This window comes from Pseudarthrobacter sp. ATCC 49987 (assembly GCF_009928425.1).
Classification (GTDB): Bacteria; Actinomycetota; Actinomycetes; order Actinomycetales; family Micrococcaceae; genus Arthrobacter.
In genome coordinates this window covers 3,891,333-3,912,916 of sequence record NZ_JAABNS010000001.1, presented here as the reverse complement: position 1 = coordinate 3,912,916, position 21,584 = coordinate 3,891,333, and the positions used below count along the sequence as shown (strand labels likewise).

Below are 21,584 nucleotides of genomic sequence, written 5' to 3'. Positions count from 1 at the left end.
AAGGGCCGATCAGTAGGAAAGGGCACGGTCCAGTGCCTCGAGGATGCGGTCGATGTCGGGGAGGTAGTCTTCCTCCACCTTCGCCACCGGGTAGGGCATGTGGAAGCCGCCGACGCGGATGACGGGCGCCTCGAGCGAGTGGAAGGCACGCTCGCTGATCCGGGCCGCGATTTCGCCGCCGATCCCGCCAAAGGTCGGGGCCTCGTGGGCCACAACCAGCCGGCCCGTCTTCTTGACGGATTCCGTGACGGTGTCGAAGTCGATCGGCGAGATGGAACGAAGGTCGACCACCTCGACGCTGTGGCCGTCCTCGGCCGCGGCGTTGGCAGCGGCCAGGGCCACCGGCACCAGCGGGCCGTAGACCACCACGGTGGCGTCGGTTCCCTCGCGGAGCACATGGGCCTTGAAGGGGTCCGCGGAGGTTCCGGGGGATTCGGTGTCGACCTCGCCCTTGAGCCAGTAGCGGCGCTTGGGCTCGAAGACGATCACTGGGTCCTGGCAGTCGACGGCCTGCTGGATCATCCAGTAGGCGTCATGCGGGTTGGACGGGGTGATGATGCGCAGGCCCGCCGTGTGGGCGAACAGCGCCTCCGGGGACTCCGAATGGTGTTCGATCGAGCCGATGCCGCCGCCATAGGGGATCCGGATGACGACCGGCACGGTCAGGTTGCCGTTGCTGCGGGAGTGCATTTTGGCCAGCTGGGTGGTGATTTGGTTGAAACCCGGGAAGACGAAGCCGTCGAACTGGATTTCACAGACGGGCAGGTAGCCGCGCAGGGACAGGCCGATCGCGGTCCCGATAATGCCGGACTCCGCTAGCGGGGTGTCCACGACGCGGTCGGCGCCGAACTCGGCGAACAGGCCGTCGGTGACACGGTACACGCCGCCGAGGGGTCCAATGTCCTCGCCCATGAGCAGGGCTCGGGGGTTGTTGTTCAGCGTTGCGCGCAGGCCCTCATTGATGGCCTTGGCGATAGTCATGGTGGTCATCAGTTGGCCGCGCCTTCCGCCTGGGCTGTTGCGTCGTCGGCGAATCCTGCGCTGTACTCCTCGAACCAGGCCAGCTCCTCGGCCACCAGCGGGTGGGCCTCCACGTAGGTGTTGGCGAAGGCGGTCCGGATGTCCGGGGTTTCCAGGTCGTAGGTGGTCTTGCGGACATAGGCGGCGAGATCGTCGCCGTCGGCCCTGACCTGCTCGAAAAACGTGTCGTCGGCCAGCCCCTCGGCGCGGAGGTACTTCTCCAGGCGCTCCAGCGGATCCTTGGCCCGCCACCGGGTTTCCTCGGCGGATTCCCGGTACTTCGTGGGATCGTCGGCCGTGGTGTGCGCGCCGACGCGGTAGGTGAAGGCCTCAATCAGCACCGGGCCCTCGCCCTGGCGGGCACGTTCCAGCGCCCACTCGGTGACGGCGTGGACAGCAATCACGTCGTTTCCGTCGACCCGGACGCCGGGGAATCCGTAGCCCTTGGCCCGGTTGGCGAGCGGGATGCGGGTCTGCACGGAGCTGGGGACGGAGATCGCCCAGTGGTTGTTCTGGCAGAAGAACACCACAGGTGCCTTGTAGGAGGAGGCGAACACCATGGACTCATGGACGTCGCCCTCGGAGCTGGCGCCGTCGCCGAAATACACCATGACGGCGGCCTTGGGCTCCGTGGCGTGGCCCGCAGTTCCGTCCGCGAGTGCGGCGGATGCCGCGAACTTCTGGTCGCGCTGGATGCCCATCGCGTAGCCCACCGCATGGGGCGTCTGGGCTGCGAGGACCAGGGTGTAAAGGTGGAAGTTGGTGTCCTTGGGGTTCCAGCCGCCGTTGGACACCCCGCGGAACTGGCGCAGCAGTTCGGCCAGGTCCACGTTGCGGGTCAGGGCGACGCCGTGCTCGCGGTACGTGGGGAAGAGGTAGTCCTGCGGCTGGCTGGCCCGGCCCGAGCCGATCTGGGCGGCCTCCTGGCCGGTGAGGGGAACCCACAGGGCCAGCTGGCCCTGGCGCTGGAGCGCCGTTGCCTCCACGTCGAAGCGGCGGATCTTAGCCATGTCGGCATAGAATCCGCGCAGTTTCTCCGGGTCAAGCCGCTCGGCGTATTCCGAGAACACGGGATCAGAGCCGAGCGTGCCGTCAGGAGCGAGGAGCTGCACCATCGGCTCCACGGGATCACCCAAACGGGCCTCGGCTTCTGCTTCCAGCCGGTCCTCAATGTCGGTTCCGTCGAACTCGGTAGAGGGCAGATGTGTGGCGCCCATACCGTCTCCTTGCTTGCCGCATCCGAATGCGCCGCAATCGCTGGGATATATGCCGGACCGGTAATACATTCCCGGTCCGGCATATATTTTGGCTTACTCGTCCTTACTTTATCCGCAGCAGGCTGGCCGCGGCCGTCATGTTAAGCGCTAGGAACGCCGCGGCGGTTTTGTATAGATCGCACAGAGTTCGAGGAAGCGGGTGTTGGCCTCGGCCTCGCCGATGCTGACCCGCACCCCCTCGTTGGCGAAGGCACGCACGGAGAGTGCCCGCTCCCCTGCCAGGGCGGCGAATTCCGCACTGTCGGCACCGAGATTGAGCCAGACGAAGTTTCCCTGCGCCTCCGGCACGAACCAGCCGAGGTCCCGCAGTCCGGCGGTGACCCGGTCCCGTTCGTCCACGAGGCTTTGTACCCTTTCTACAACCTCGCCGAAATGCTTCAGCGAGGTCACCGCCGCGGTCTCGGCGATCTGGGAGACCGAGAACGGGGTGGCCGCGACGCGCAGGTGCTGCGTGAGGTCCGGGCGGGACACGCTGTAGCCCACCCGCAGCCCGGCCAGGCCGTGGGCCTTGGAGAAGGTACGCAGCACCACGACATTGGGGTACTTCCGGTACATTTCAATGCCGTCGACGGCGTGCCCGTCGCGGACGAACTCCTGGTAGGCCTCATCGATGACCACCACGACGTCGGACGGGACGGTCGTGAGGAAGCGCTCGGTCTCCTCGGTGGTCAGGATGGTGCCGGTGGGGTTGTTGGGGGTGCACAGCAGGATCATCCGGGTCCGTGCCGTCACGGCGGCCGCCATCGCGTCGAGGTCATGCCGGCCGTCCGCCGTCAGCGGGACCTGCACGCTCTCGGCGCCGGCGAGCCCCACGCTGATGGGATAGGCCTCGAAGGACCGCCACGCATAGATGACCTCGTCGGGCTTGCCGTCGTCGTTCTGCCCCGCGAAGGTGGCCAGCAGCTGGTTCAGCGCACCCAGGCTTCCGGCGCCGGTGACGATGTCCTCCGCCGGAACGTCCAGGAACCCGGCGAGCGCGCTCCGCAACTTGCTGCTCAGCGGATCCGGGTAGCGGTTGAAATCGGTCTGCGCCGCGATGGCCTGCTGCACTGCGGGGATCGGGGGCAGCGGGTTTTCGTTGGAGGAAAGCTTGTAGCTGGCCAGACCCTCGACGGGGACTGGCGGTTTGCCGGCCGCGTAACGGGGAAGGAGGTCTACCACGGGACGGGGCCGGATGCCCCTGGCCGTGTTCTCTGATGAAGTCATGCCAACTAGCCTACTTCGGGTCCCAGCCCCCATCGCCTGCCGCAATAGGGGGATACGGTCCCTGCCGTTGCCGCCGGGCGTATGACAGCATGGGGCCATGCGCTCATTCATCGTACGAGTCATCATCAACGCGCTGGCCCTGGCAATCGCGTGCTGGATCCTCACCGGCCTGGATATTTCGACGGCAGGCAACGGCACGCTCAGCATCACGCTGGGCTACCTCTTCATCGGCTTGATCTTCGGCCTCGTCAACGCCTTCGTCAAGCCCATCGTCAGCCTGCTCTCGCTGCCGATCACCATCCTTACCCTGGGCCTTTTCACGATTGTCATCAACGCCGGAATGCTCTACCTGACGTCCTGGATCAGCAGTTACACCACCGTGCACTTCACCATTGACACCTTCTTCTGGACGGCGGTGTTCGCCGCGCTCATCATCAGTGCGGTGTCGCTCGTGGCCGGTTTTCTTCCCGCGCTCGACCGCTAGGAACTGCGCGAGTCAGGCCGCGGGCCGCTGGGTGCGGTCAGCGGGTTGTTCTTCCGGGTTGCGCCGCGGCCCCGGAGCCATGGGCCGCCTCGACGATGGCATGGCTTCGCGCCGGAGCGAGAATCGAGTCACCGTGGCGGTTCCGCCGGCGCCGACCACGGCCGCGAGCGCGGCACTCGAAGCCCGAAGCGAAGGATCCCGGCTGGCCGCCACGTCCCGGGCTCCGTCGGCATAGCGTCCCAGGTCGTGTCCGGGCCCCAGGCCCGGCTCCAGCCATTCGCGTCCGGGGACCGGAGCGGTCAAGGTGACGGTCACCCGCTCCTTCGTGTCCGGGTTGGGCAGCCCGTCCGCCCCGGGCACCCAGTCCTGCTCATGCTCCAGGTGCAGGCTGCTGGTGCCGTTTCCCGGCTCGATGCCGCCCACCGGGGAACCTGCCGTGAGCACGAACTTCAGCTCGTAGTCGGCCAGGAATGCCTTGTCCCGGCCGAGGTTCATGGCGTGGATGCCGCCCTGGCTGTAGCCGACCGCGGCCACTTGATCGCCCGCCTCGGCGCCGGCCTCGGCCAGGGCCTGGCGGATGGCCGCGGAGGTCTCGGCCGAGTCGTACCCCAGGCCCTCCGCGATGCCGGCGGCGTCAAACGGGTTGGTGCCCTGCGGCAGCCCGTCCAGCTGCGTTCCGGGGATGATCACCACCCAGGCCCGGCTGCCGTTCTCCCCCACCTGGAGGACCTCGATATCACCGCTGTTCCGTCCGACAGCCTCGGCCCGCAGCAGCAGACCGGCCGGTGAGACGTCGGCCTCCTCCGTGCGGGTTTCCCTGCCTGCGATCCTGACGGGCCGCGGCCGCAGGAACTCCAGGCCCGGCGAGTCCGTCAGGCCGCGGATGGTGGAGCGGACACTGGCCGTTCCCACTGCCGCGGCGAGGCCGTCCGGGAGGCCGAGAAGCAGCGCCAGGCCCGCAGGTGCCATGGAGAACCCGTCCTCCACCGTGTCGCGGACGGTGACGGGAGGAAAGCCGAACAGACCCCACAGCGGCCCGTATCCCGGACCGGTCCGGCCGATCCGCAGGAGCAGATTGTTGCGGGCCTCGGCGAACTCGTACTCGCGGTGGCTGGTCCGGACCTCGCGGCAGAGACGCTCCAGCTCCATCCGGACGCGGCCGAGGTCCCTGCCTCCCTCCCCGACGGCGATGATCGCGTTGCTGCCGGTGGAGTACGAGTCGTACTGGTACGGGAGCAGGGCGCGACGCACGGCCTCCGCCTCCCCTTCCGCGGCCGCCAGCTCCTGGACGATCCTGTCCAGCGCCGATGCACCCGCCAGCAACTCCTCGAACTGGAAACTGAGCCCGCCCACTCCGCCACGGATCCGCAACGTCCCGTCCACGGGAGCGGCGGGGGCCGGCACTCCTCCGGAGCCGGCCGGCGAAGCTTCGGCCATCAGTACCCCGGCCGTCCCGGGGTCAGCGCCACGCTTGCGGCATGGCGGAGCACAGCTGCAACAGCCTCCTCCAGGGCCGCCCGGCTGCGTCGCAGGGATGCGGCCTGCAGGGACAGCGCCGTCCGGTAGGCCCGGCCGGCCGGGGACTGCCAGCCCTGCAGTTCCACGCTGACCAGGTGGGCCAGCACGGCGTCGGCGCGGTCAGCGCAGGCAGCCACCCGGGCGGCAAGCTGCTGGACCTCGTAACTGCGCGAGGCGCACGCCGCAGCGTCGGAGGCCACCAACGACCCCGCGTGTGCGCTCGTCCTGGCTGTCCCGCTGGTCATACCACCGACGTTAGGGGCCCCGGTGGGCGGGCTGAAGCTCCCCGCTCAGCCATGTGGACAACTGCCGGTGGAACCGGGGGCCGCAGCGGGAGCGACCCGGCGCGGAAGTCACACGGTTCAGCGCGCTTAAGGCCCGGCGGGACTTCGTGAAAGAATCGGGGCATGCCTGAAACTGCCGCCACAGCCGATACCCGCACGCCGTCCGGACGCCTGGCCCTCGCCGCGTCCCCACAACAGATCGCACTTGGCCCGCTGGACGGCCGGTACCAGTCCGCCGTCGCGCCGCTGGTCGACTATCTCTCCGAGGCAGCCCTCAACCGCGACCGGGTCGCGGTTGAGGTTGAATGGCTCATCCATCTGACCGGAAACAACGTGCTCCCCGGCGCCGGCCCGCTGAGCGCCGGGCAGCAGGAGAAGCTGCGCGCCATCGTCACCGGGTTCGACGCCGGATCGGTCGCCGAACTGGCCGAGATCGAAGCCGTCACGGTGCACGACGTCAAGGCGGTGGAATACTACATCGGCCGCCGCCTGCCCGGCATCGGCATCGAACACCTGACCGCCATGGTGCACTTCGGCTGCACGTCCGAGGACATCAACAACCTTTCCTACGCCCTGGGCATCAAGGGCGCCGTCGAGGACGTCTGGCTGCCCGCGGCCCGGAAGCTCGTCGCGCAGATCGGCGCCATGGCAGAGGCCAACCGGGCCGTGCCGATGCTCTCCCGCACGCACGGCCAGCCCGCCACCCCCACGACGCTCGGCAAGGAACTGGCCGTCATCGCGCACCGCCTGACCCGCCAGCTGGACCGCATCGCCCGGACCGAATACCTCGGCAAGATCAACGGCGCCACCGGAACCTACGCCGCGCAGGTGGCCTCGGTGCCCGGCGCCGACTGGGAGCACGTCGCCAAGAGCTTCGTTGAAGGCCTGGGCCTGAGCTGGAACCCGCTCACCACGCAGATCGAAAGCCACGACTGGCAGGCGGAGCTGTATGCCGACGTCGCGCGGTTCAACCGGATCCTGCACAACGTCTGCACGGACATCTGGAGCTACATTTCGATCGGCTACTTCGTGCAGATCCCGGTCGCGGGCGCCACGGGCTCCTCCACCATGCCGCACAAGGTCAACCCGATCCGCTTCGAAAACGCCGAGGCCAACCTGGAGATCTCCTCCGGGCTGCTGGACGTCCTGGGCTCCACGCTGGTCACCTCCCGCTGGCAGCGCGACCTCACCGACTCCTCCTCCCAGCGCAACATCGGTGTGGCGTTCGGCCACTCGCTGCTCGCCATCTCCAACGTGGCCAAGGGCCTGGACCGGCTCAAGGTCGCCGAGGACGTGCTGGCCGCGGACCTCGACACCAACTGGGAAGTCCTGGGCGAGGCCATCCAGATGGTCATGCGCGCCGAGGCCATCGCCGGCGTCGAGGGCATGGAAAACCCGTATGAGCGGCTCAAGGACCTGACCCGCGGGCAGCGCGTCGACGCGGCCCGGATGCAGGAGTTTGTCCAGAGCCTGGGCCTGTCCGCCGACGCCGAAGCCCGGCTGCTGGCGCTCACCCCCGGCAAGTACACCGGCATCGCGGACAAGCTGGTGGACCACCTCGCATGAGGCTCCTGCTCATCCGCCACGGCCAGACTCCCGGAAACGTCCTGGGCCAGCTGGACACCGCCCACCCGGGTCCCGGGCTGACCGAGCTCGGAGAGCGGCAGGCGGCCGCCCTGGCGCGGTCGCTGGCGAATGAGCAGATCGACCTTCTGTACGCCTCCACGCTGATCCGCACCCAGATCACGGCCGCGCCGCTTTCGACCCTCCGCGGCCTGGAGATTGAGGTGCTCGAGGGCCTGCGGGAGATCGAGGCCGGTTCGCTGGAGAAGCTCACCGACAAGGAATCGCACCTGCGCTACCTGGGCACCGTGTTTGGCTGGGCGAGCGGGGAACTGCACCGCCGGATGCCGGCCGGACCCAGCGGGCACGAGTTCTTCGAACGGTTCGACGCCTCGATCGCGCGGATCGCCGCTGCCGCATCCGCGGAGACTGCAGGCGGCGGCGGGACGGCGGCCGTGGTCAGCCACGGGGCTGCGATCCGCGTCTGGGCGAGCCTGCGGGCCACCAACCTGGAAGCGGGTTTCGCCGCCCGCCACGTCCTCGCCAACACCGGAATCGTGGCGCTGGAAGGGGATCCCGACGCCGGCTGGCGGCTCATCCACTGGGACGACAGTCCCGTGGGCGGCCTGGCCCTGGTGGATCCGACGGCGGAGGACCCCACCGGCCGCACGCTGTAACGGATTTCTCCGAACCCTAACGCGCAGGAAACACGGCCGAAACCGGCGTTGCCTAGCGTTAACCTGCATAACCCTTCGGCGAAGCGAGGCAGCCATGCAGACCAACCCGCGGCTCAACATCCGGCAGGTCACCTGGGCCAACCCGGTGGGCGCGGACCTCCGCGCAGCCCAGCAGGCCGAGCTTAACGCCCGCTTCGGCACGGACGACCACGAACCCGGCCCGCCGCCGTCGGAGGCTGACACTGCCGTGTTCCTCGTCGCCCACGACAAGGCGTCGGGGCAGCCGGTGGGCTGCGGCGGCCTGCGCATCCTCGACGCGTGCACCGCCGAAATCAAGCGGCTCTACGTTCTCCCGTACACGCGCGGTTCCGGGGTGGCCAGCTCCATCCTCGCGGCCCTGGAAGCGCATGCCCATTCCCTCGACATCACCTCCATCACCGCCGAGGCCGGCTCGGTGCAGACGGACGGCCGGCAGTTCTACGCGAACTCGGGCTTTTTCCCGGTGCCGAACTTCGGGCCCTACATCGGGGTGGAGCATTCCTATTGCTACGCGAAAACCATCGACTCGCACAGCGCCGCGCACACCGCCATGGCCTGAGGCGCGTCCGCCGCCGTCACACAGGACCCGGGCGCCCCGCCGTCGGCTAATCTCGCACTATGGAACCGGCAGACATCACCTTCCGCACCCGCAAGTGGGTGCGGCCCGAAGACCTGAACGCGAACGGCACGCTGTTCGGCGGAAGCCTGCTGAAATGGATCGACGAGGAAGCGGCGATTTACGCCATCCTGCAACTCGGCAACGGCCGGGCCGTCACCAAGTACATTTCCGAAATCAACTTCGTCAGCTCGGCCGTCCAGGGCGACCTGATCGAGATGGGGCTGACGGCCACCCGCTTCGGCCGGACCTCGCTCACCATGCGCGCCGAGGTCCGGAACATGATCACCCGGCAGAGCATCCTCACAATCGAGGAAATTGTCTTTGTGAACCTCGATCCGCACGGCAAGCCCGCGCCGCACGGGTACACCGAGATCACCTACGACCGGGACCGGATCCCCACGCACCACCTGACGGAGACGCGCGGGGAAGACTAAGGTCCAGCCGGCGGCGGTCCGCGGGCACACAGCGGTGAGCGCTCACCCTAAGCCCAGAACTCGTCTGCCTGGCCCGTGTCCTCGAAGAACTCGCGCCCCTCAGTGACCTTCCCGTCCTGAACCACGAACGTGATCACCGCGGCCATGTCCAGGGTCTTGCCGTTGGCCTCTGCGTGGGTTTGTTGGATCGCGACCGTGTGGTCTTCCCCACCGACGAGGTCCTGGAGATTGGCCTGAAATGTTCCTTGCGTGCGGGCGCCAAGTTCACCGAAGTACGCCAGGATGGCGTCGCGGCCCTGCTTGGCCCCCGACAGCACGCCGCTTCCGGCAACGTGCCAGACTGCGTCCTCCGCGAACAGCTCGCTGAGGCTCGCCATATCCCCTGCGTTGAAGGCCTCGAACCCCCGCCGGACCAGTTCAACATTTTCTGCGGTTCCCATCTCGGGCACCCCTCCGTCAACTTTGTCGGGTATTACTTGGGACGGCTTAAGGCTATTCCTGGCTCACCCGCGTGTCGATGGAGAATTCAGTGCGCGCCCGGCCAGCCCGTGTAGGCCTCGGCCAGGTAGGCGCGGCCGTGGCGGGACGACACCACCGAGTTGAGCTCGCCGAGCTGGCGGGCACGGGCGAAGTCGTCGCCGTCGGCCGGGGTGTGCAGCATGGACGTCATCCAGTAGGAGAACTGCTGGGCCTTCCAGACCCGGTCCAGGGCGCGGTCGCTGTAGGCATCCAGGAGCACGGTGTTTCCGGTCTTGTAAAAGCTGTCGAGGCCCTCAAACAGCACCTTGACGTCGTGCAGCGCGAGGTTCAGGCCCTTGGCTCCGGTCGGCGGGACGGTGTGGGCGGCGTCGCCGGCGAGGAAGAGCTTGCCGTGCCGCATCGGGGCGTGCACGAAGCTGCGGAACTTCAGGACGGTCTTGTCGATGACCGGACCCTCCTTGAGCTCGAAGCCGTTGCCGTTGACCCGGCTGCGGAAGGCGTCCCAGATCCGGTCGTCACTCCAGTTGTTGACGTCCTCGTTGGGGTCGCACTGGAAGTACATCCGCTGGACGGTCTCGGTCCGCTGGCTGATCAGGGCGAAGCCGTTCTCGGAGTTGGCGTAGATCAGTTCGTCGGAGCTGCGCGGGGCCTCGGCCAGGATCCCGAACCAGGCGAACGGGTACTCGTGGAAGTACCACTTGCGCTGGGCCTCCGGGATCTGGAAGCGGCTGTGGCTGCGCGAGCCGTCCGCGCCGGCGATGAAGTCAGCCTGCAGCTCCCATTCCACTCCCTCGGCATCGGTGAACCAGACCTTCGGCTTGCACTCGAGGTCGTAGATGGTGGTGTCGGTGACGCTGTAGCGGACGTCGCCGCCGTCCGCCTGGCGCCGTGCGGCGAGGTCGAGGAAAACATCGGTCTGGGGGTAGAGCCAGACCGACTCGCCGACGAGGTCCTGGAAGTCGATCCGGTGGCTCTCGCCGTTGAAGCGCAGTTCGATTCCGTCGTGCCGGTCGCCGTCGCGCAGGACGCGGTCCGAGACACCGCTGTCCACGAGCAGGTTCACGGAGCCGTGTTCGAGGATGCCCGCGCGGACGGTTTCGGAGATTTCCTTGTGGCTGCGGATCTCGATCACGGTGGATTCGATGCCTTGTTTGGCCAGCAGGTGCGAGAGCATCAGCCCTGCCGGGCCGGCGCCCATGATCGCGACCTGGGTGGTGATGACTTTGCGGTTTGCCATGGTGTCCTCGCTTCGTTGCGGGGCCGGGACTGCTGGGCGTCCGGGGCCGGGTGGATTCTCTGGCTACAGTGTGCGCCCGAACACGTGACGGGCGTTACAGCGATTCCGCTGAATGGAATGCTGGCGTGGCTCCCGGGTCATGCAGCTGCCGCCCGATCCCGCGGGCAGCCGTCTGCAGGGCGGGGACCAGGGCCTGGAGCCGCATTTCACGCAGGGGAACGACGACGCCGAGCGCCGCCACGGTGCGCTTCCTCGCGTCCTGCACGGGGACGGCAATCCCCCAGGTGTCCGGATCCACGACACCGGCGAGCTGCGCAAAGCCGTGGCCGGCCGTCTCCTGGAGCAGGGTGCGGAGGTCCTCCCGCTGGACCTTCCCGGCGGGATCGTGGAACTGCAGTAGATACTCGGACTGGATCGCGGCGGGCTGGGTGGCCATCAGCGCCAGCCCGGCAGAGGACACATGCACCGGCATCCGGCCGGCGATCTGGGCCCGGTTCGCGACGGAGCCGCGGCGGGACAGCCGTTCGACGAACAGCGCTTCCCAGCCCTCCAGCACGGCCAGGTTCACATTCTGGTTCAGCACCTGCTGGATGTCCTCCATAAACGGCATGGCCGCCTGGCGGAGGGCCAGGGTGGGCGAATTCCGGTTCACCAGCTCCCACAGGCGCAGGCCCAGCCGGACGGATCCCCCGCTGCCCAGCTCCAGAAGCCCGTGCCCGGCGAGCTGGCGGACCAGCCGATGGGCTGTGCTCAGCGGCAGGCCGGCCAGGTCCGCGAGTTCGGAGAGCGGCAGCACGGTGACGCCCTCGGGGAACGCGGAGATCACCCTGACCACGCGGTCCACCACGGAGTCCCCGGTGCTGGAGTTAGCCATGGCCGCCTCTTCCGTTGAATGGATCCTGCGTCCACTCTACGCCGCGGGTCCAATACGGCCCCGGGCTTGGAACGGGCGCTACAGGGCGCGGCTGAGGCTTCGCCGCAACAGCCAGGCGCCCAGCAGGAGCAGCGCCGTGGCCATTCCCGCGAGCACTCCCAGCTGCGGCAGGATGTCACCGAGGGTGCCGTCGCGGCGCTGGATGGCGGCGAAGGCGTCATAGGCCCAGCGGTGTGGGGTGACATAGGAGATCGTGGCCAGCGCTTCCGGGAAGAACTCGGGCGGCACCATGCAGCCGCCCAGGCCGCCCAGTACAAGTCCGCCGCCCACGCCCACACCGGCGGCCGCGGTGTCATTGTCGATGACCGATCCGACCATCATCGCCGCGGCTGCCGCGACAGCACAGAAGAGCACCAGCACCAGGGCTGACAGCCACAGATTGCCCCAGTCGACGCCGAACAGCAGCGCGGTGCCGGCCATGATGAAACCGCCCTGTAGGAAGGCAATGGCGAAACGTCCCAGCGCCTGCCCGGCCACGACCTGGCCGCTGGAAACCGGGGCTGACATGACCCGTCCCACCACCCCGAACCGCCGTGCCTGGATCAGTGTGGCCGCACCGGTGAGGGAGCTGAGAAACACAAAAAGCAACAACTGCTGCGCGGCGCCGAGATCGAACTTGCCCAGCCCGCGGAACTCCTGCGCCATGTCGTTGGTGTCGACGATTTCCACGGTCGGCACTGCTACCTGCGCGGCCGCCTGGTCCAGGGCCGGGCGGGCCCGATACTCGGGGATTCCGGCGCCGGCCAGGGCAGCGAGCTGGCTCCGCTCCAGGCCCACCGCCTGCACGGCGGTGCGGACCTGCTGCAGTACGGCCTGCGCGGAGGATTGCGACGCCATCACAACGTCGAGCTCCGCCGGCCGACCGGCGTCGAACGCCGCCCCGTCGGCATCGTCCAGGAACAGCCCGACGTCGGTGCGCCCGCGGCTGAGGTCCGCCCGCGCGGCGTTTTCGCCGCTGGCGGTGACCGCGACGCCGGCTGACTGCAGCTTCGCGGTGAGGGCCTGCGCGAGTGCACTGCCGGGCCCGGCGATGGCCACCCGGGCCTGGCCGCTGCCGGCACCGAACTGCGAACCGAGCAGCAGGATCAGCAGCAGGGGAAAGATGAAGACAAAAAAGATGTTCGATTTGTCGCGCAGGAAGCGCCGCAGTTCCACTGTGGCGATCGCGAGCATGGCGCTCATGCCTGCGCCCCCCGGTCCGGCAGGAGGCGGGAAAGGAGCAGGCCGGCCGCGGCGAAAGCCAGCATCACCACAACCGGCCCCGCCACGTCCCCGAGGCTTCCACCGCCCGCGGAGATCCCGAGTCCCCTAATGAACGCCCCGATCGGGTTGAGGTCCAGCAGCGTGGCGGCGAAGCCGGTGCCCTGGACCGGGAAGAAGGCTCCTCCCGCGATCCCGAGCACCATTGCCAGGATGGACTGCGCCACGTTCGCCTGCTCGGCCGTCCGGACCAGCCGTGCGACCACGAACGTCAGGCTGGTCGCGGCCGTCACCACGGCGAGGATCAGCGCGGCCACCACGGGCGGGGAGCCGAAGGAGACGCCGAACAGCTGGGAGCCGGCGGTGAGCAGGACGGTGGTGGCAACCACCCCCAGGATGAATCCGGTGCAGGCCTTGGCCGTGATCACTGTGACGCCGGTGACCGGCATTGACCGCAGGCGGGCCAGGGTGCCCTGTTCCCGTTCCGCGAGGAGCCCCAGCACGCCGAAACCGACCGTGAACATCAGGAACAACCCGGCCTGGCCGGCCACGAGCGTGCCGCGGAGTGAGAGTTGTTCGGCGGCGGCTTGCCCTTCGGTCAGGGTGAGCAGCCGCGGTCCGGCCGCGGCCTGCTGCGCCAGCGCCGCGAGTTCCTGGTGCGGCAGCCCGGAGATGCCGCCGGCGGCCGCGGTGACCGTACCGGCGGCAAACTGGTCCAGGACCGCCTGGACCGCGGAGATCAGCACGCCGGTTTCCAGGCTGGCGCCGTTGCCCTCGACCAACTGGACCGGGGCAGCCTGTCCGGACAACACCGCGTTGCTGAAGCCCTCGGGAACAATGATGCCGAGGGCGGCGCCGCTGGCCCGGGTTTCGCTGCGGACGTCCGCGGCGGGGACCCGTTTGATGGTGACGTCCATGATTTCGAGTGAATCGACGGCGCCGAGCAGGGCGGCACCCAGCTGGTCGGCGTCGTCCGCGCTGGCGACGACGGTGGCCGGCTTCAGGTCAACGGTGTCCCCGCCGAGGCCGCCAAACACCAGGCTCAACACCCCCATCAGCGCGAGCGGGACGATGAGGGAGAAGATGAAGACAGACTTGTCCCGGACGCGCTGGCGGAGGTCGTTCGCGACCATGGTCCACAGGCCGTGCATCTCAGTCCCTCAGCGCTTTGCCGGTCAGGTGCAGGAAGACGGACTCAAGGTCGGGCCGGACGATCTCCACGGACGTCACGGACATCCCGGCCTGACCCGCGCCGGTCACGATCCCCGCGAGGGCAGTGGGTCCGTCGCTGACTGTAAGCGTCAGTCCGGCCCCGTCGTTGTCGACGTGCTGTACGGCCGGCAGCTGACGAAGGGCCTCCGCCGCCCGGGCCGTGCTGCCGCCGCCGCGGAGGTTGATTCGGTCCACGCCGCCGGTGAGCGTGATCAGCTGGTCCCGGGTGCCCTCGGCCTGGATCCGGCCCTCGTCGATGATCGCAATCCGGTCGCAGAGCCGCTCGGCTTCCTCCATGTAGTGGGTGGTGTAGAGGACCGCCATGCCTTCGACGGAGAGCTTTTCCACGGATTCCAGGATGGAGTTGCGGGACTGCGGATCCACCCCGACGGTCGGTTCGTCCAGGATCAGCAGGGTGGGCCGGTGGAGCAGGCCAATGCCGATGTTCAGCCGGCGCTTCATGCCGCCGGAGTACTTCTTGGTGAGGTCGCCGGCACGGTCGCTGAGCCCAATCAGCTCCAGTACCTCGTTGGTGCGCTCGGTGAGCCCCTTGCCGGTGAGTCCCTGCAGCCGGCCGAAGAACTTCAGGTTTTCCCGGGCGGTCAGGTCCGGGTAGATGGCCAGTTCCTGCGGGACCAGGCCGATGGCCCGCTTGGCCTCCGTCTCGGAGGGGTCCATTCCCCGGCCCGCCACGCGGACGGTTCCTTCGTTGGCGGGGATCAGGCCCGCCACCATGGAGATGATGGTGGTCTTGCCGGCGCCGTTGGGGCCCAGCAGCCCGAAGGTTTCCCCGGCGCGGATCCGGAAGGAGACACCGTCGACGGCGGTCAGGTCGCCGTACCGCTTGACGAGCCCTCTGACGTCCAGCACGTCCTTGGTCAAGGTCTCCAAAACTTCCACAAACACTCCCCCAAGTCCCGGCGCACACAGACGTGACCAAGCCTAGCCTTTCGTGCGGGATTCCGGCGGGACAGGGCCCTTGGACCCCCTGATGCCCATCAGCGGGGGTGCGCCGGGTGTATGCCTAGGCGACCGGCCGGGAGCGCAGCCGGCGCCATACCGTCGGGGCCAGCACCACGGCCACACCGACGGCGGCGCCAATGACGGTCTCGAAAATCCGGTCGCGCAGCAGGATGCCAGGAGCCGCCGGAACCACCAGCAGGGTCGAAATCAGGGCCAGCGGCGTGACGAAGATCTGGGCCAGGACATACTGGCGGGCGATGAACATCTCAGCGCCGAACTGGCAGGCGGCGATCACGAGGACGGTCTGCCAGGGTGCCGGCTGCAGGAGCAGGATCCCCGCGAGCAGCACCAGCCCGATCGCCGTGCCCACGATTCGCTGCAGCCCGCGGCTGACCCGGTGCCGCGTGGAGTGCCCCACGAGCGGGACGACGGCGGCCACCATCGCCCAGTAGTTGTGGCCGAAGCCCAGCCGCTCACCCGCGAGAGTTGCAAGGGTGCCAGCCAGGCCGGCCGCCACAAGGTAGCCGGCGCTTTCGAGCAGGGCCACCCGCTTTTCGGCCGTGCTGAGCGGGGTGCGGGCCGGCCGGATCCACGGCGTCCGGCGGCCCCGGACCACGCGGGAGGACATGCCGACCAGCAGGGAGAAGGCGACGGTCAGTACTGCGACGAGCATTCCCTGCCACAGCGGCGGCTGGTTGGGGATGGACGCGATCGCGGCGAAGGCAAAGATGTGGAACAACGAGCCTGCCGGGCGGAGCCGCCACCAGGCGACGATCAGCGAGCAGACTCCAGCCACGAGTGTGGTCGCAAAGACCTGGAGCCAGAGGGTCTCCGCCGCCGGAAGCCCGGCGCGGGCGGTCAGGGCGGCGAGCAACATCACCACCACCATCAGTGCCCCGGCGCGGAGTTGCAGGCCGAAGCGCTTGGCGTGGGGCTCGTTGCGGCCGTAGATCCCGGTGAAGGCGCCGAAGGAGGCGAAGATCGCCAGGTCCAGGCGGTCCAGGAACAAGAGTGTGATCAGCGGGACAAAGACTCCGACGGCGCAGCGAACGGCGACCTGGTGGTCCTTGTTGCCGGGAGCCATGGTGAACATCTCGGCAAGCATCTTCACGGGTGGGAGGCACCTTTCTGGCAGTCGGATTGTTACGACGGCGGCGCTGGCATCCACCCTCAATCCTATGCCGGAAGCGCGCCCCCGCCCGGCATCATTATCCATTGAGCGGAACCGGCCCCGGCCGGGAGACAAGACGGCGGAAGTGATAGCGTCTAGCGGTTGATCCCCGCGCCCGGAACACGGCGCACAAAGTTATTCAAGGCACCCGGAGGACCCATGCTCAAAGGATTCAAGGACTTCATCCTGCGCGGCAACGTGATCGAACTGTCCATCGCAGTCGTGGTCGGCACCGCTTTCACCGCCCTGGTCGGCGCGTTCACCTCGAACATCGTGAACCCCATCATCGCGGCGGCCGGTGGCGTCGAAACCAACGGCCTGGGTTTCCCCATCTGGCCGGGAAATGACAAAACCTTCGTCAACTTCGGCGCGGTCATCACAGCGTTCGTCACGTTCACGATCACGGCCGCCGTCGTCTATTTCATCTTCGTGGCCCCGATGAACCGGATCAACCACCTGGTGAAGAAGCGCCTGGCCACTGCGGAGCCGGAGGAGAAGCCGCTCCCGGCGGACACCGCCCTGCTGGCCGAAATCCGCGACCTGCTGGTGCAGCTCGCCGGCCCGGTCCACGGACCGGCATCCGGCGACGACCCGGAGCAGGCCGGTGAACGCACCGTCGAGTCCGCCGGCCAGCGCAGCCGCTAGGCCGAACGAAAACGTCACCGGCCGGCAATAGGTCCGTAACAGCGGCCGGGCATCATGGGACCCATGAAGCCCTCAGCCCGTGGCAGAAACCACGGCGGACCACAGGCCCCGGCGGCCTCCGAGCTGAGCTGCGAGGTCTGCGGCCAGATGCCCGAACCGACCAAGACCCGGCTGACCCTGGCCAACATCGCCGTGATGCTGCCGATCGAACTGCTGGTCCACGCGGCGGTGGTGGGGACGCACCTGCCCAATGTGGGCAAGGTCCTGGTCCTGACACTGACCGCCACCATCCTGGTCATCTGGGTGGCGGAGCCGTCCGCGGCGCGGATGCTCCGGCGCTGGCTGCACGCCCCCGCCCTGCGCCACCGCAGCCGGCTCGGCGCGGCACCGTCCCTGTGGCGTGCCCGCACAGTATTGGCGGACCGGCCCGGTTCACTGCAGAAACTCACGCGGTCGCTGGCCGGGCTGGACACCAACATCCTGAGCATCCATGTCCACCCGGTCGACGGCGGTGTGCTGGATGAGTTTGTGCTGTCCGCGCCCGGCGGGCTGCGTGAAGCGGAACTGCTCGCAGCGCTGCGTGAGGGCGGCGGCAACGACCCCCACGTCTGGCCCACCACAGCGCTGGCCATGGCCGACGGGCAGACCGGGGCGCTGAGCCTCGCGGCCAGGATCGCGGCCAACCCCGAGGAGCTGCCGCTTGCAGTCGCTGAACTGCTGCACGCGCGGATCGTGGCCGGGCCGGATGCAGGCACCACCGCTCCGGCCGCGACGGACGGAACCGTGTTGAAGATCCCGACGGCCTGGCACGGTCCCATCACGTTTTCCCGTCCCGGGGAGCCGTTCACCCCGGCGGAGTCCGCCCGGGCGCACCGGCTGGCCGAGCTCGCCGAAATCCTCGCGCACCGCCCCGTCACGAGCCGTTGACGGCGGGCTTCCGGGTGCTTGTGTCGCGTTCCCACACCCCCGGGCGTCCGCTCCCGCGGCGGCCGGCCAGGGCAAAGGCCACGTACACCAGGGCATGCGCAGCGGACAGCGGACCACGAATTGACCGGCCCACCTCGACCAAGGTGCGGCCCGCCGTACTGTGCCCGCCGCCCTGCCCGGCGTTCGGCCGGGCGTTTTGCTCGGCGTTGCCGCGATAGACGCGACGCAGCACGGCCAGCTGGGCCCCCGGCGTCCGGGGCGGGTGGACCACGACGGGGTCCACGTCGAGGACGGCTTTTTCCGCCGGACCGAAAAGGCGGTCCACGAACAGATCATCCGCGGTCAGGTCGGGGAACTGCTGGAAACGCTGCCGGCCCTCGTGGGAGAGGCCGTACACTCCGCCTCCCCACAGTCCGCTCCGGGCCGATGGAAGGCCGAGTTTGGTCCGGTAGTACGAGCGGATCAGCGGGTGCGCGTCCTGAAGGTCGAAGCGGGCCGCCGGTCGCGCGGCCAGGAGCCGTCCGGTGCTGAGGGCATCGAGCACGTCATGCACCGCGTCCGGACTGATCTGCACGTCCGCATCAAGGTAAAGCCGCGGCCAGTGTGAAGCGGCGGCGTCTCCCGCGTTGAGGGCGGCGGCTTTGGACGACTGCCCCTGTTCCAGCACCGTCACGCCCTCGAATCCGCGCGCGATACCGGCGGTGTCATCGGGGCAGCCGTTGCAGGCCACGATGACCTCCAGTTGCCTGGTTGCAGCCAACGGGGCCAGCGGGGCGAGCGTCCTGGCGATCACGGCCGCTTCGTTGTGCGCCGGAATAATCACCGATCCGCGCGGGATACCGCTGGTGTCCCGGCGGTTCCCGGCATCCTTGCTTGGGCCGGGCAGGGCAGTCCAGGTTGCCTCGTCGAGCACCGTCCGCAGCACTCCCCTGCGCCCCGGTTTCCAGCACCGCAACAGCTCGGAGAGGATCACGGCCGCGCGGAACACCGCGGAGTACGCCGGGGAATGGTACTTGCGGATGTAACGGATCCGGTTGACCGCCATGAGTGCGTTCAACCCGGGGGACTTGCCGGAGCCGCCGCCCTCATGGGTCATGGCCCCTGACGGTTCGTACCAGACCGACCCGCCGCAGATCCGCAGACGGCGGAAGAAATCCGTCTCCTCCGAGTAGAGGAAGAATGATTCGTCCCAGGCCACGGAATCCGCGAGGGGCCGGCTGACCATCAAGGCGGCCCCGCTGGCCCACTCAACGGTGTGCGCGTGGGCGTAGCTCTCCGGGTGGAAATCCGTCGACGCCAGCCATCCGGGGCGGCCTGGCGCCCTCCGCCCGCAAAGGGCATCGCCAAGTGCGCGGCTGACGCCCGGCTCGCGGTGCAGTGTGGGGCTGGTCCTGCCGGCCCCGTCCTGGATTTGGGGCACCACCGCGCCCGCCTTCGAGGTGCGCATGCGGTCCAGCATGGCCTTCAGGCAGCCGCGCCCCACCGTGAGGTCCGGGTTGAGGACCACAATGGTTTCGGAATCGCCTGCCCGCCGCAGGGAGGCGTTGATGCCGGCGGCGTACCCCACGTTTCCGCCGGTTGCGAAGGCGAGAACGTCCGGGTGGGTGGCCCGAACCAGTTCGAGGGTGCCGTCCTGCGAGGAGTTGTCGGCCAGCAGCACGCGAAGCGCCAGGTCGGCCGTCTCCGCCCGAAGACCCTGCAGCAGGGCGCCAATGTCGCCGGCGTTGTTATAGGTGACGATGACGACGGCGGCATCCGCAGGACCGTCCGGTCCGGTGAACAGCCCGGGGGTTCGGGGGGCGGGCCCGGCAGTGGCCGCGGGAAGCTCCGGCGGCACGGCGTACGAACCGGTTCTGAGCTTCAGATAGGCGGGCGGTCCGTCGAGCAGGTAGCGGCGGGCGAGCCGCCTGGGTTCCAGTGCCAGGCGATAGCCCCATTCGAGGCCGCGCCGGCTGACCCACTCGGGGGCGCGCTGCACCCGGCCGGCGAGAAAATCCACGGCAGCGCCGAAAGCCAGGAGGACCCCGGCTCCGGTGAGGGCGCCGTAGCGGTTTATCCAGAGCTCCTGGCGTGGTTTTCCCAGGCCCACAAAAAGGATCTGCGTGCCGGAAGCCTCGATCTCGGCGGCGATTCGTCCGGAGTCGGGTGCCGAGGCCAGTTCACTTCTGGCCGGTGACCACATCCCCGCCACCCGCAGCCCGGGGCGCTCGAGGGCGATCTTCTCCGCCAGCCGGCGCTGGTTGTCTTCCGAGCCGCCCAAAAATCCGACTTTCAGGCCGAGTTCCTCGGCCCGGGTCAGGAGCGGGGAGGCCAGGTCGCTCCCGGCGAGCCGGGGCCAGCTGTGTCCGGTGAGCCGCTGCGACTGGGACACCAAAGGGGCACCGTCGACCAGGTGGACCCACTCCACGACGCTGCCGGGATCGGCGTGCAAAGTTCCTGACCAGCGGCCTCCGGTGCCGAAGTGGTTGAGGTGGTCCAGGTTGACCGAGGCCACGGCCAGCGGCGGGCGCCTGTGGTCAGCCGCGCGCCGAAGGATGAGCTCCAACGCAGGTTCGGGCTCCATCAGGTCCACGGGCGTTCCGCCGAGGACGACTTTGCTGCTTTCCGGTGTCTTCATGACTTCCCCTCAGCCCGCCTCGGCGGGCGCCAGTTGACCGTTGCTCTCGACGTACCGGCGGCCCGTGACGGGGCACAGCCAGCGGCCGGCGCCGTCCTGTTTCAGCGGGTGCCCGGCCTCGCCCACCCAGCCGGCCTGCCGGGCCGGCACACCGACGACCACCGCATAGTCCGGCACGTTCCTCGTGACCACCGCCCCGGCAGCCACGGTGGCCCATTGGCCGATGGACACAGGGGCAACGCAGACGGCCCGGGCGCCGATGGAGGCGCCCCGGCCGACAGTCACCCCCACGGCGTCCCAATCCTCGGAGCCTTTCAGCGTTCCGTCGGGCGTGATCGCCCGGGGGTGCAGGTCGTTGGTGAGCACTGCGGCGGGGCCGACAAAGACGCCGTCGCCGAGGCGGGCCGGTTCGTAGACCAGCGCGTAATTCTGCAGCTTGCAGTTTGAGCCGATGACGACGCCGGGACCCACGTAGGCGCCGCGGCCAATATTGCAGTTGCTGCCCACGCTGGCGTCCTCCCGGACCTGCGCAAGGTGCCAGATCCGGGTGTTCTCCCCAACGACGGCGGTTTCGGCGACGTCTGCAGTAGCGGCGATGGTCTTCATGACACTCCTCCTGGACGCGGGTTCCGTGCCGGGATCAGGCGCTGCCGCCCGCGCCGGGTGTGTCCGGATGATCCGGATGGCCGCGGCACCGAGCACGGCACCCAGGGTGTTGTTGACAACGTCCCCCAGGCTCGCCGTGCGCTGGCTCAACGCAAGGTACTGGACGGTTTCGATCGCGGCTGAGATCAGCGCACCGGAGACCGCCGCCAGCCACCACCGGCGGGTGGGCAGCAGCAGCGCGACGATCACCCCCAAAGGGACAAAGAGGAGGACATTGGCGGCCCCCTCGATGTGCATGTACGTGATGCCCGATGTCAGCGGGTATGCCCGCACAGCGTCGATGACGTCTCTTAGCAGGCCCGCCAGGGGGCGGTCCACCGGCGACGGCCAGGCGCCGATAAACGCGAGGCCAATCAGGTACAGCACCAGCGCGATGAGCAGGATCCTCCGGCGTGCCTTCGCATTCATCGT

General features: G+C 68.6%; 21 protein-coding genes and 1 pseudogene. 7 read left to right on the top strand and 15 right to left on the bottom strand.

Annotated elements, in window-relative coordinates:
* Positions 1 to 9: 9 nt before the first annotated feature.
* From GXK59_RS18150 to GXK59_RS18140, 3 genes are all read right to left on the bottom strand, one after another.
* On the bottom strand, positions 10 to 990 hold the full coding sequence (locus GXK59_RS18150) for an alpha-ketoacid dehydrogenase subunit beta (RefSeq protein ID WP_024365954.1): 981 nt from the start codon (positions 988 to 990) through the stop codon (positions 10 to 12).
* The gene (gene pdhA, locus GXK59_RS18145; protein WP_160668755.1) at positions 990 to 2,237 is read right to left on the bottom strand and encodes a pyruvate dehydrogenase (acetyl-transferring) E1 component subunit alpha; all 1,248 of its coding nucleotides are present in this window, start codon (positions 2,235 to 2,237) and stop codon (positions 990 to 992) included. Before pdhA ends, GXK59_RS18150 begins: the two co-directional genes overlap by 1 nt.
* A gap of 147 nt (positions 2,238 to 2,384) precedes the next feature.
* Positions 2,385 to 3,503: a histidinol-phosphate transaminase gene (locus GXK59_RS18140; protein ID WP_202129159.1), complete on the bottom strand. Its 1,119-nt coding sequence runs from the start codon at positions 3,501 to 3,503 to the stop codon at positions 2,385 to 2,387.
* A gap of 97 nt (positions 3,504 to 3,600) precedes the next feature.
* Here GXK59_RS18140 and GXK59_RS18135 point away from each other — a divergent pair, with 97 nt between their 5' ends.
* Entirely contained in the window at positions 3,601 to 3,987 is a 387-nt protein-coding gene (locus GXK59_RS18135; protein ID WP_160668753.1) for a phage holin family protein, read from the top strand.
* Positions 3,988 to 3,999: 12 nt separating this feature from the next.
* On the opposite strand, the gene GXK59_RS18130 is transcribed toward GXK59_RS18135, so the two are convergent.
* Complete coding sequence (locus GXK59_RS18130; RefSeq protein WP_160668752.1) at positions 4,000 to 5,424, bottom strand: hypothetical protein; 1,425 nt, start codon at positions 5,422 to 5,424, stop codon at positions 4,000 to 4,002.
* Positions 5,424 to 5,750, bottom strand: coding sequence for a hypothetical protein (locus GXK59_RS18125; protein WP_160668751.1), 327 nt, complete (start codon positions 5,748 to 5,750; stop codon positions 5,424 to 5,426). The genes GXK59_RS18130 and GXK59_RS18125 overlap by 1 nt, the downstream gene beginning before the upstream one ends.
* 162 nt (positions 5,751 to 5,912) lie before the next feature.
* Between GXK59_RS18125 and purB the strand changes: the two genes are divergently transcribed.
* The 4 genes from purB (at position 5,913) to GXK59_RS18105 (ending at position 9,121) form a co-directional block, all read left to right on the top strand.
* The gene (gene purB / locus GXK59_RS18120; RefSeq protein ID WP_160668750.1) at positions 5,913 to 7,355 is read left to right on the top strand and encodes an adenylosuccinate lyase; all 1,443 of its coding nucleotides are present in this window, start codon (positions 5,913 to 5,915) and stop codon (positions 7,353 to 7,355) included.
* Entirely contained in the window at positions 7,352 to 8,029 is a 678-nt protein-coding gene (locus GXK59_RS18115; protein WP_160668749.1) for a histidine phosphatase family protein, read from the top strand. Before purB ends, GXK59_RS18115 begins: the two co-directional genes overlap by 4 nt.
* A gap of 94 nt (positions 8,030 to 8,123) precedes the next feature.
* Entirely contained in the window at positions 8,124 to 8,627 is a 504-nt protein-coding gene (locus GXK59_RS18110) for a GNAT family N-acetyltransferase (RefSeq protein ID WP_160668748.1), read from the top strand.
* 59 nt (positions 8,628 to 8,686) lie between these two features.
* Positions 8,687 to 9,121: an acyl-CoA thioesterase gene (locus GXK59_RS18105; protein ID WP_160668747.1), complete on the top strand. Its 435-nt coding sequence runs from the start codon at positions 8,687 to 8,689 to the stop codon at positions 9,119 to 9,121.
* A gap of 47 nt (positions 9,122 to 9,168) precedes the next feature.
* Here the strand turns inward: GXK59_RS18105 and GXK59_RS18100 are convergent, their stop codons facing one another.
* From GXK59_RS18100 to GXK59_RS18070, 7 genes are all read right to left on the bottom strand, one after another.
* A complete protein-coding gene (locus GXK59_RS18100) occupies positions 9,169 to 9,561 on the bottom strand; it encodes a nuclear transport factor 2 family protein (RefSeq protein ID WP_160668746.1) in 393 nt (130 codons plus the stop codon).
* Between the two features lie 86 nt (positions 9,562 to 9,647).
* Entirely contained in the window at positions 9,648 to 10,838 is a 1,191-nt protein-coding gene (locus GXK59_RS18095) for a 4-hydroxybenzoate 3-monooxygenase (protein WP_160668745.1), read from the bottom strand.
* A gap of 94 nt (positions 10,839 to 10,932) precedes the next feature.
* The gene (locus tag GXK59_RS18090; protein ID WP_160668744.1) at positions 10,933 to 11,712 is read right to left on the bottom strand and encodes an IclR family transcriptional regulator; all 780 of its coding nucleotides are present in this window, start codon (positions 11,710 to 11,712) and stop codon (positions 10,933 to 10,935) included.
* 78 nt (positions 11,713 to 11,790) lie between these two features.
* Entirely contained in the window at positions 11,791 to 12,954 is a 1,164-nt protein-coding gene (locus GXK59_RS18085; protein ID WP_160668743.1) for an ABC transporter permease, read from the bottom strand.
* Entirely contained in the window at positions 12,951 to 14,105 is a 1,155-nt protein-coding gene (locus tag GXK59_RS18080; RefSeq protein ID WP_160668742.1) for an ABC transporter permease, read from the bottom strand. The genes GXK59_RS18085 and GXK59_RS18080 overlap by 4 nt, the downstream gene beginning before the upstream one ends.
* 19 nt (positions 14,106 to 14,124) lie before the next feature.
* Entirely contained in the window at positions 14,125 to 15,084 is a 960-nt protein-coding gene (locus tag GXK59_RS18075) for an ABC transporter ATP-binding protein (protein ID WP_237393947.1), read from the bottom strand.
* A gap of 124 nt (positions 15,085 to 15,208) precedes the next feature.
* Positions 15,209 to 16,258, bottom strand: coding sequence for an FUSC family protein (locus GXK59_RS18070; protein WP_160668741.1), 1,050 nt, complete (start codon positions 16,256 to 16,258; stop codon positions 15,209 to 15,211).
* A 219-nt stretch (positions 16,259 to 16,477) separates the two neighbouring features.
* On the opposite strand from GXK59_RS18070, the gene mscL reads away from it, so the two are divergent.
* A complete protein-coding gene (gene mscL, locus GXK59_RS18065; protein ID WP_160668740.1) occupies positions 16,478 to 16,963 on the top strand; it encodes a large conductance mechanosensitive channel protein MscL in 486 nt (161 codons plus the stop codon).
* A gap of 63 nt (positions 16,964 to 17,026) precedes the next feature.
* Positions 17,027 to 17,890 (top strand): amino acid-binding protein, encoded by an 864-nt coding sequence (locus GXK59_RS18060; protein WP_160668739.1) that lies wholly within the window; start codon positions 17,027 to 17,029, stop codon positions 17,888 to 17,890.
* Here the strand turns inward: GXK59_RS18060 and GXK59_RS18055 are convergent.
* From GXK59_RS18055 to GXK59_RS20790, 3 genes and pseudogenes are all read right to left on the bottom strand, one after another.
* Positions 17,877 to 20,507: a WecB/TagA/CpsF family glycosyltransferase gene (locus tag GXK59_RS18055; RefSeq protein ID WP_160668738.1), complete on the bottom strand. Its 2,631-nt coding sequence runs from the start codon at positions 20,505 to 20,507 to the stop codon at positions 17,877 to 17,879. The two genes, GXK59_RS18060 and GXK59_RS18055, sit on opposite strands and share 14 nt — an antisense overlap.
* Positions 20,508 to 20,516: 9 nt before the next feature.
* A complete protein-coding gene (locus GXK59_RS20795; protein WP_237394026.1) occupies positions 20,517 to 21,113 on the bottom strand; it encodes an acyltransferase in 597 nt (198 codons plus the stop codon).
* A 78-nt stretch (positions 21,114 to 21,191) separates the two neighbouring features.
* Positions 21,192 to 21,581, bottom strand: a pseudogene (locus GXK59_RS20790) (VanZ family protein); the annotation flags it as partial.
* Positions 21,582 to 21,584 lie beyond the last annotated feature (3 nt).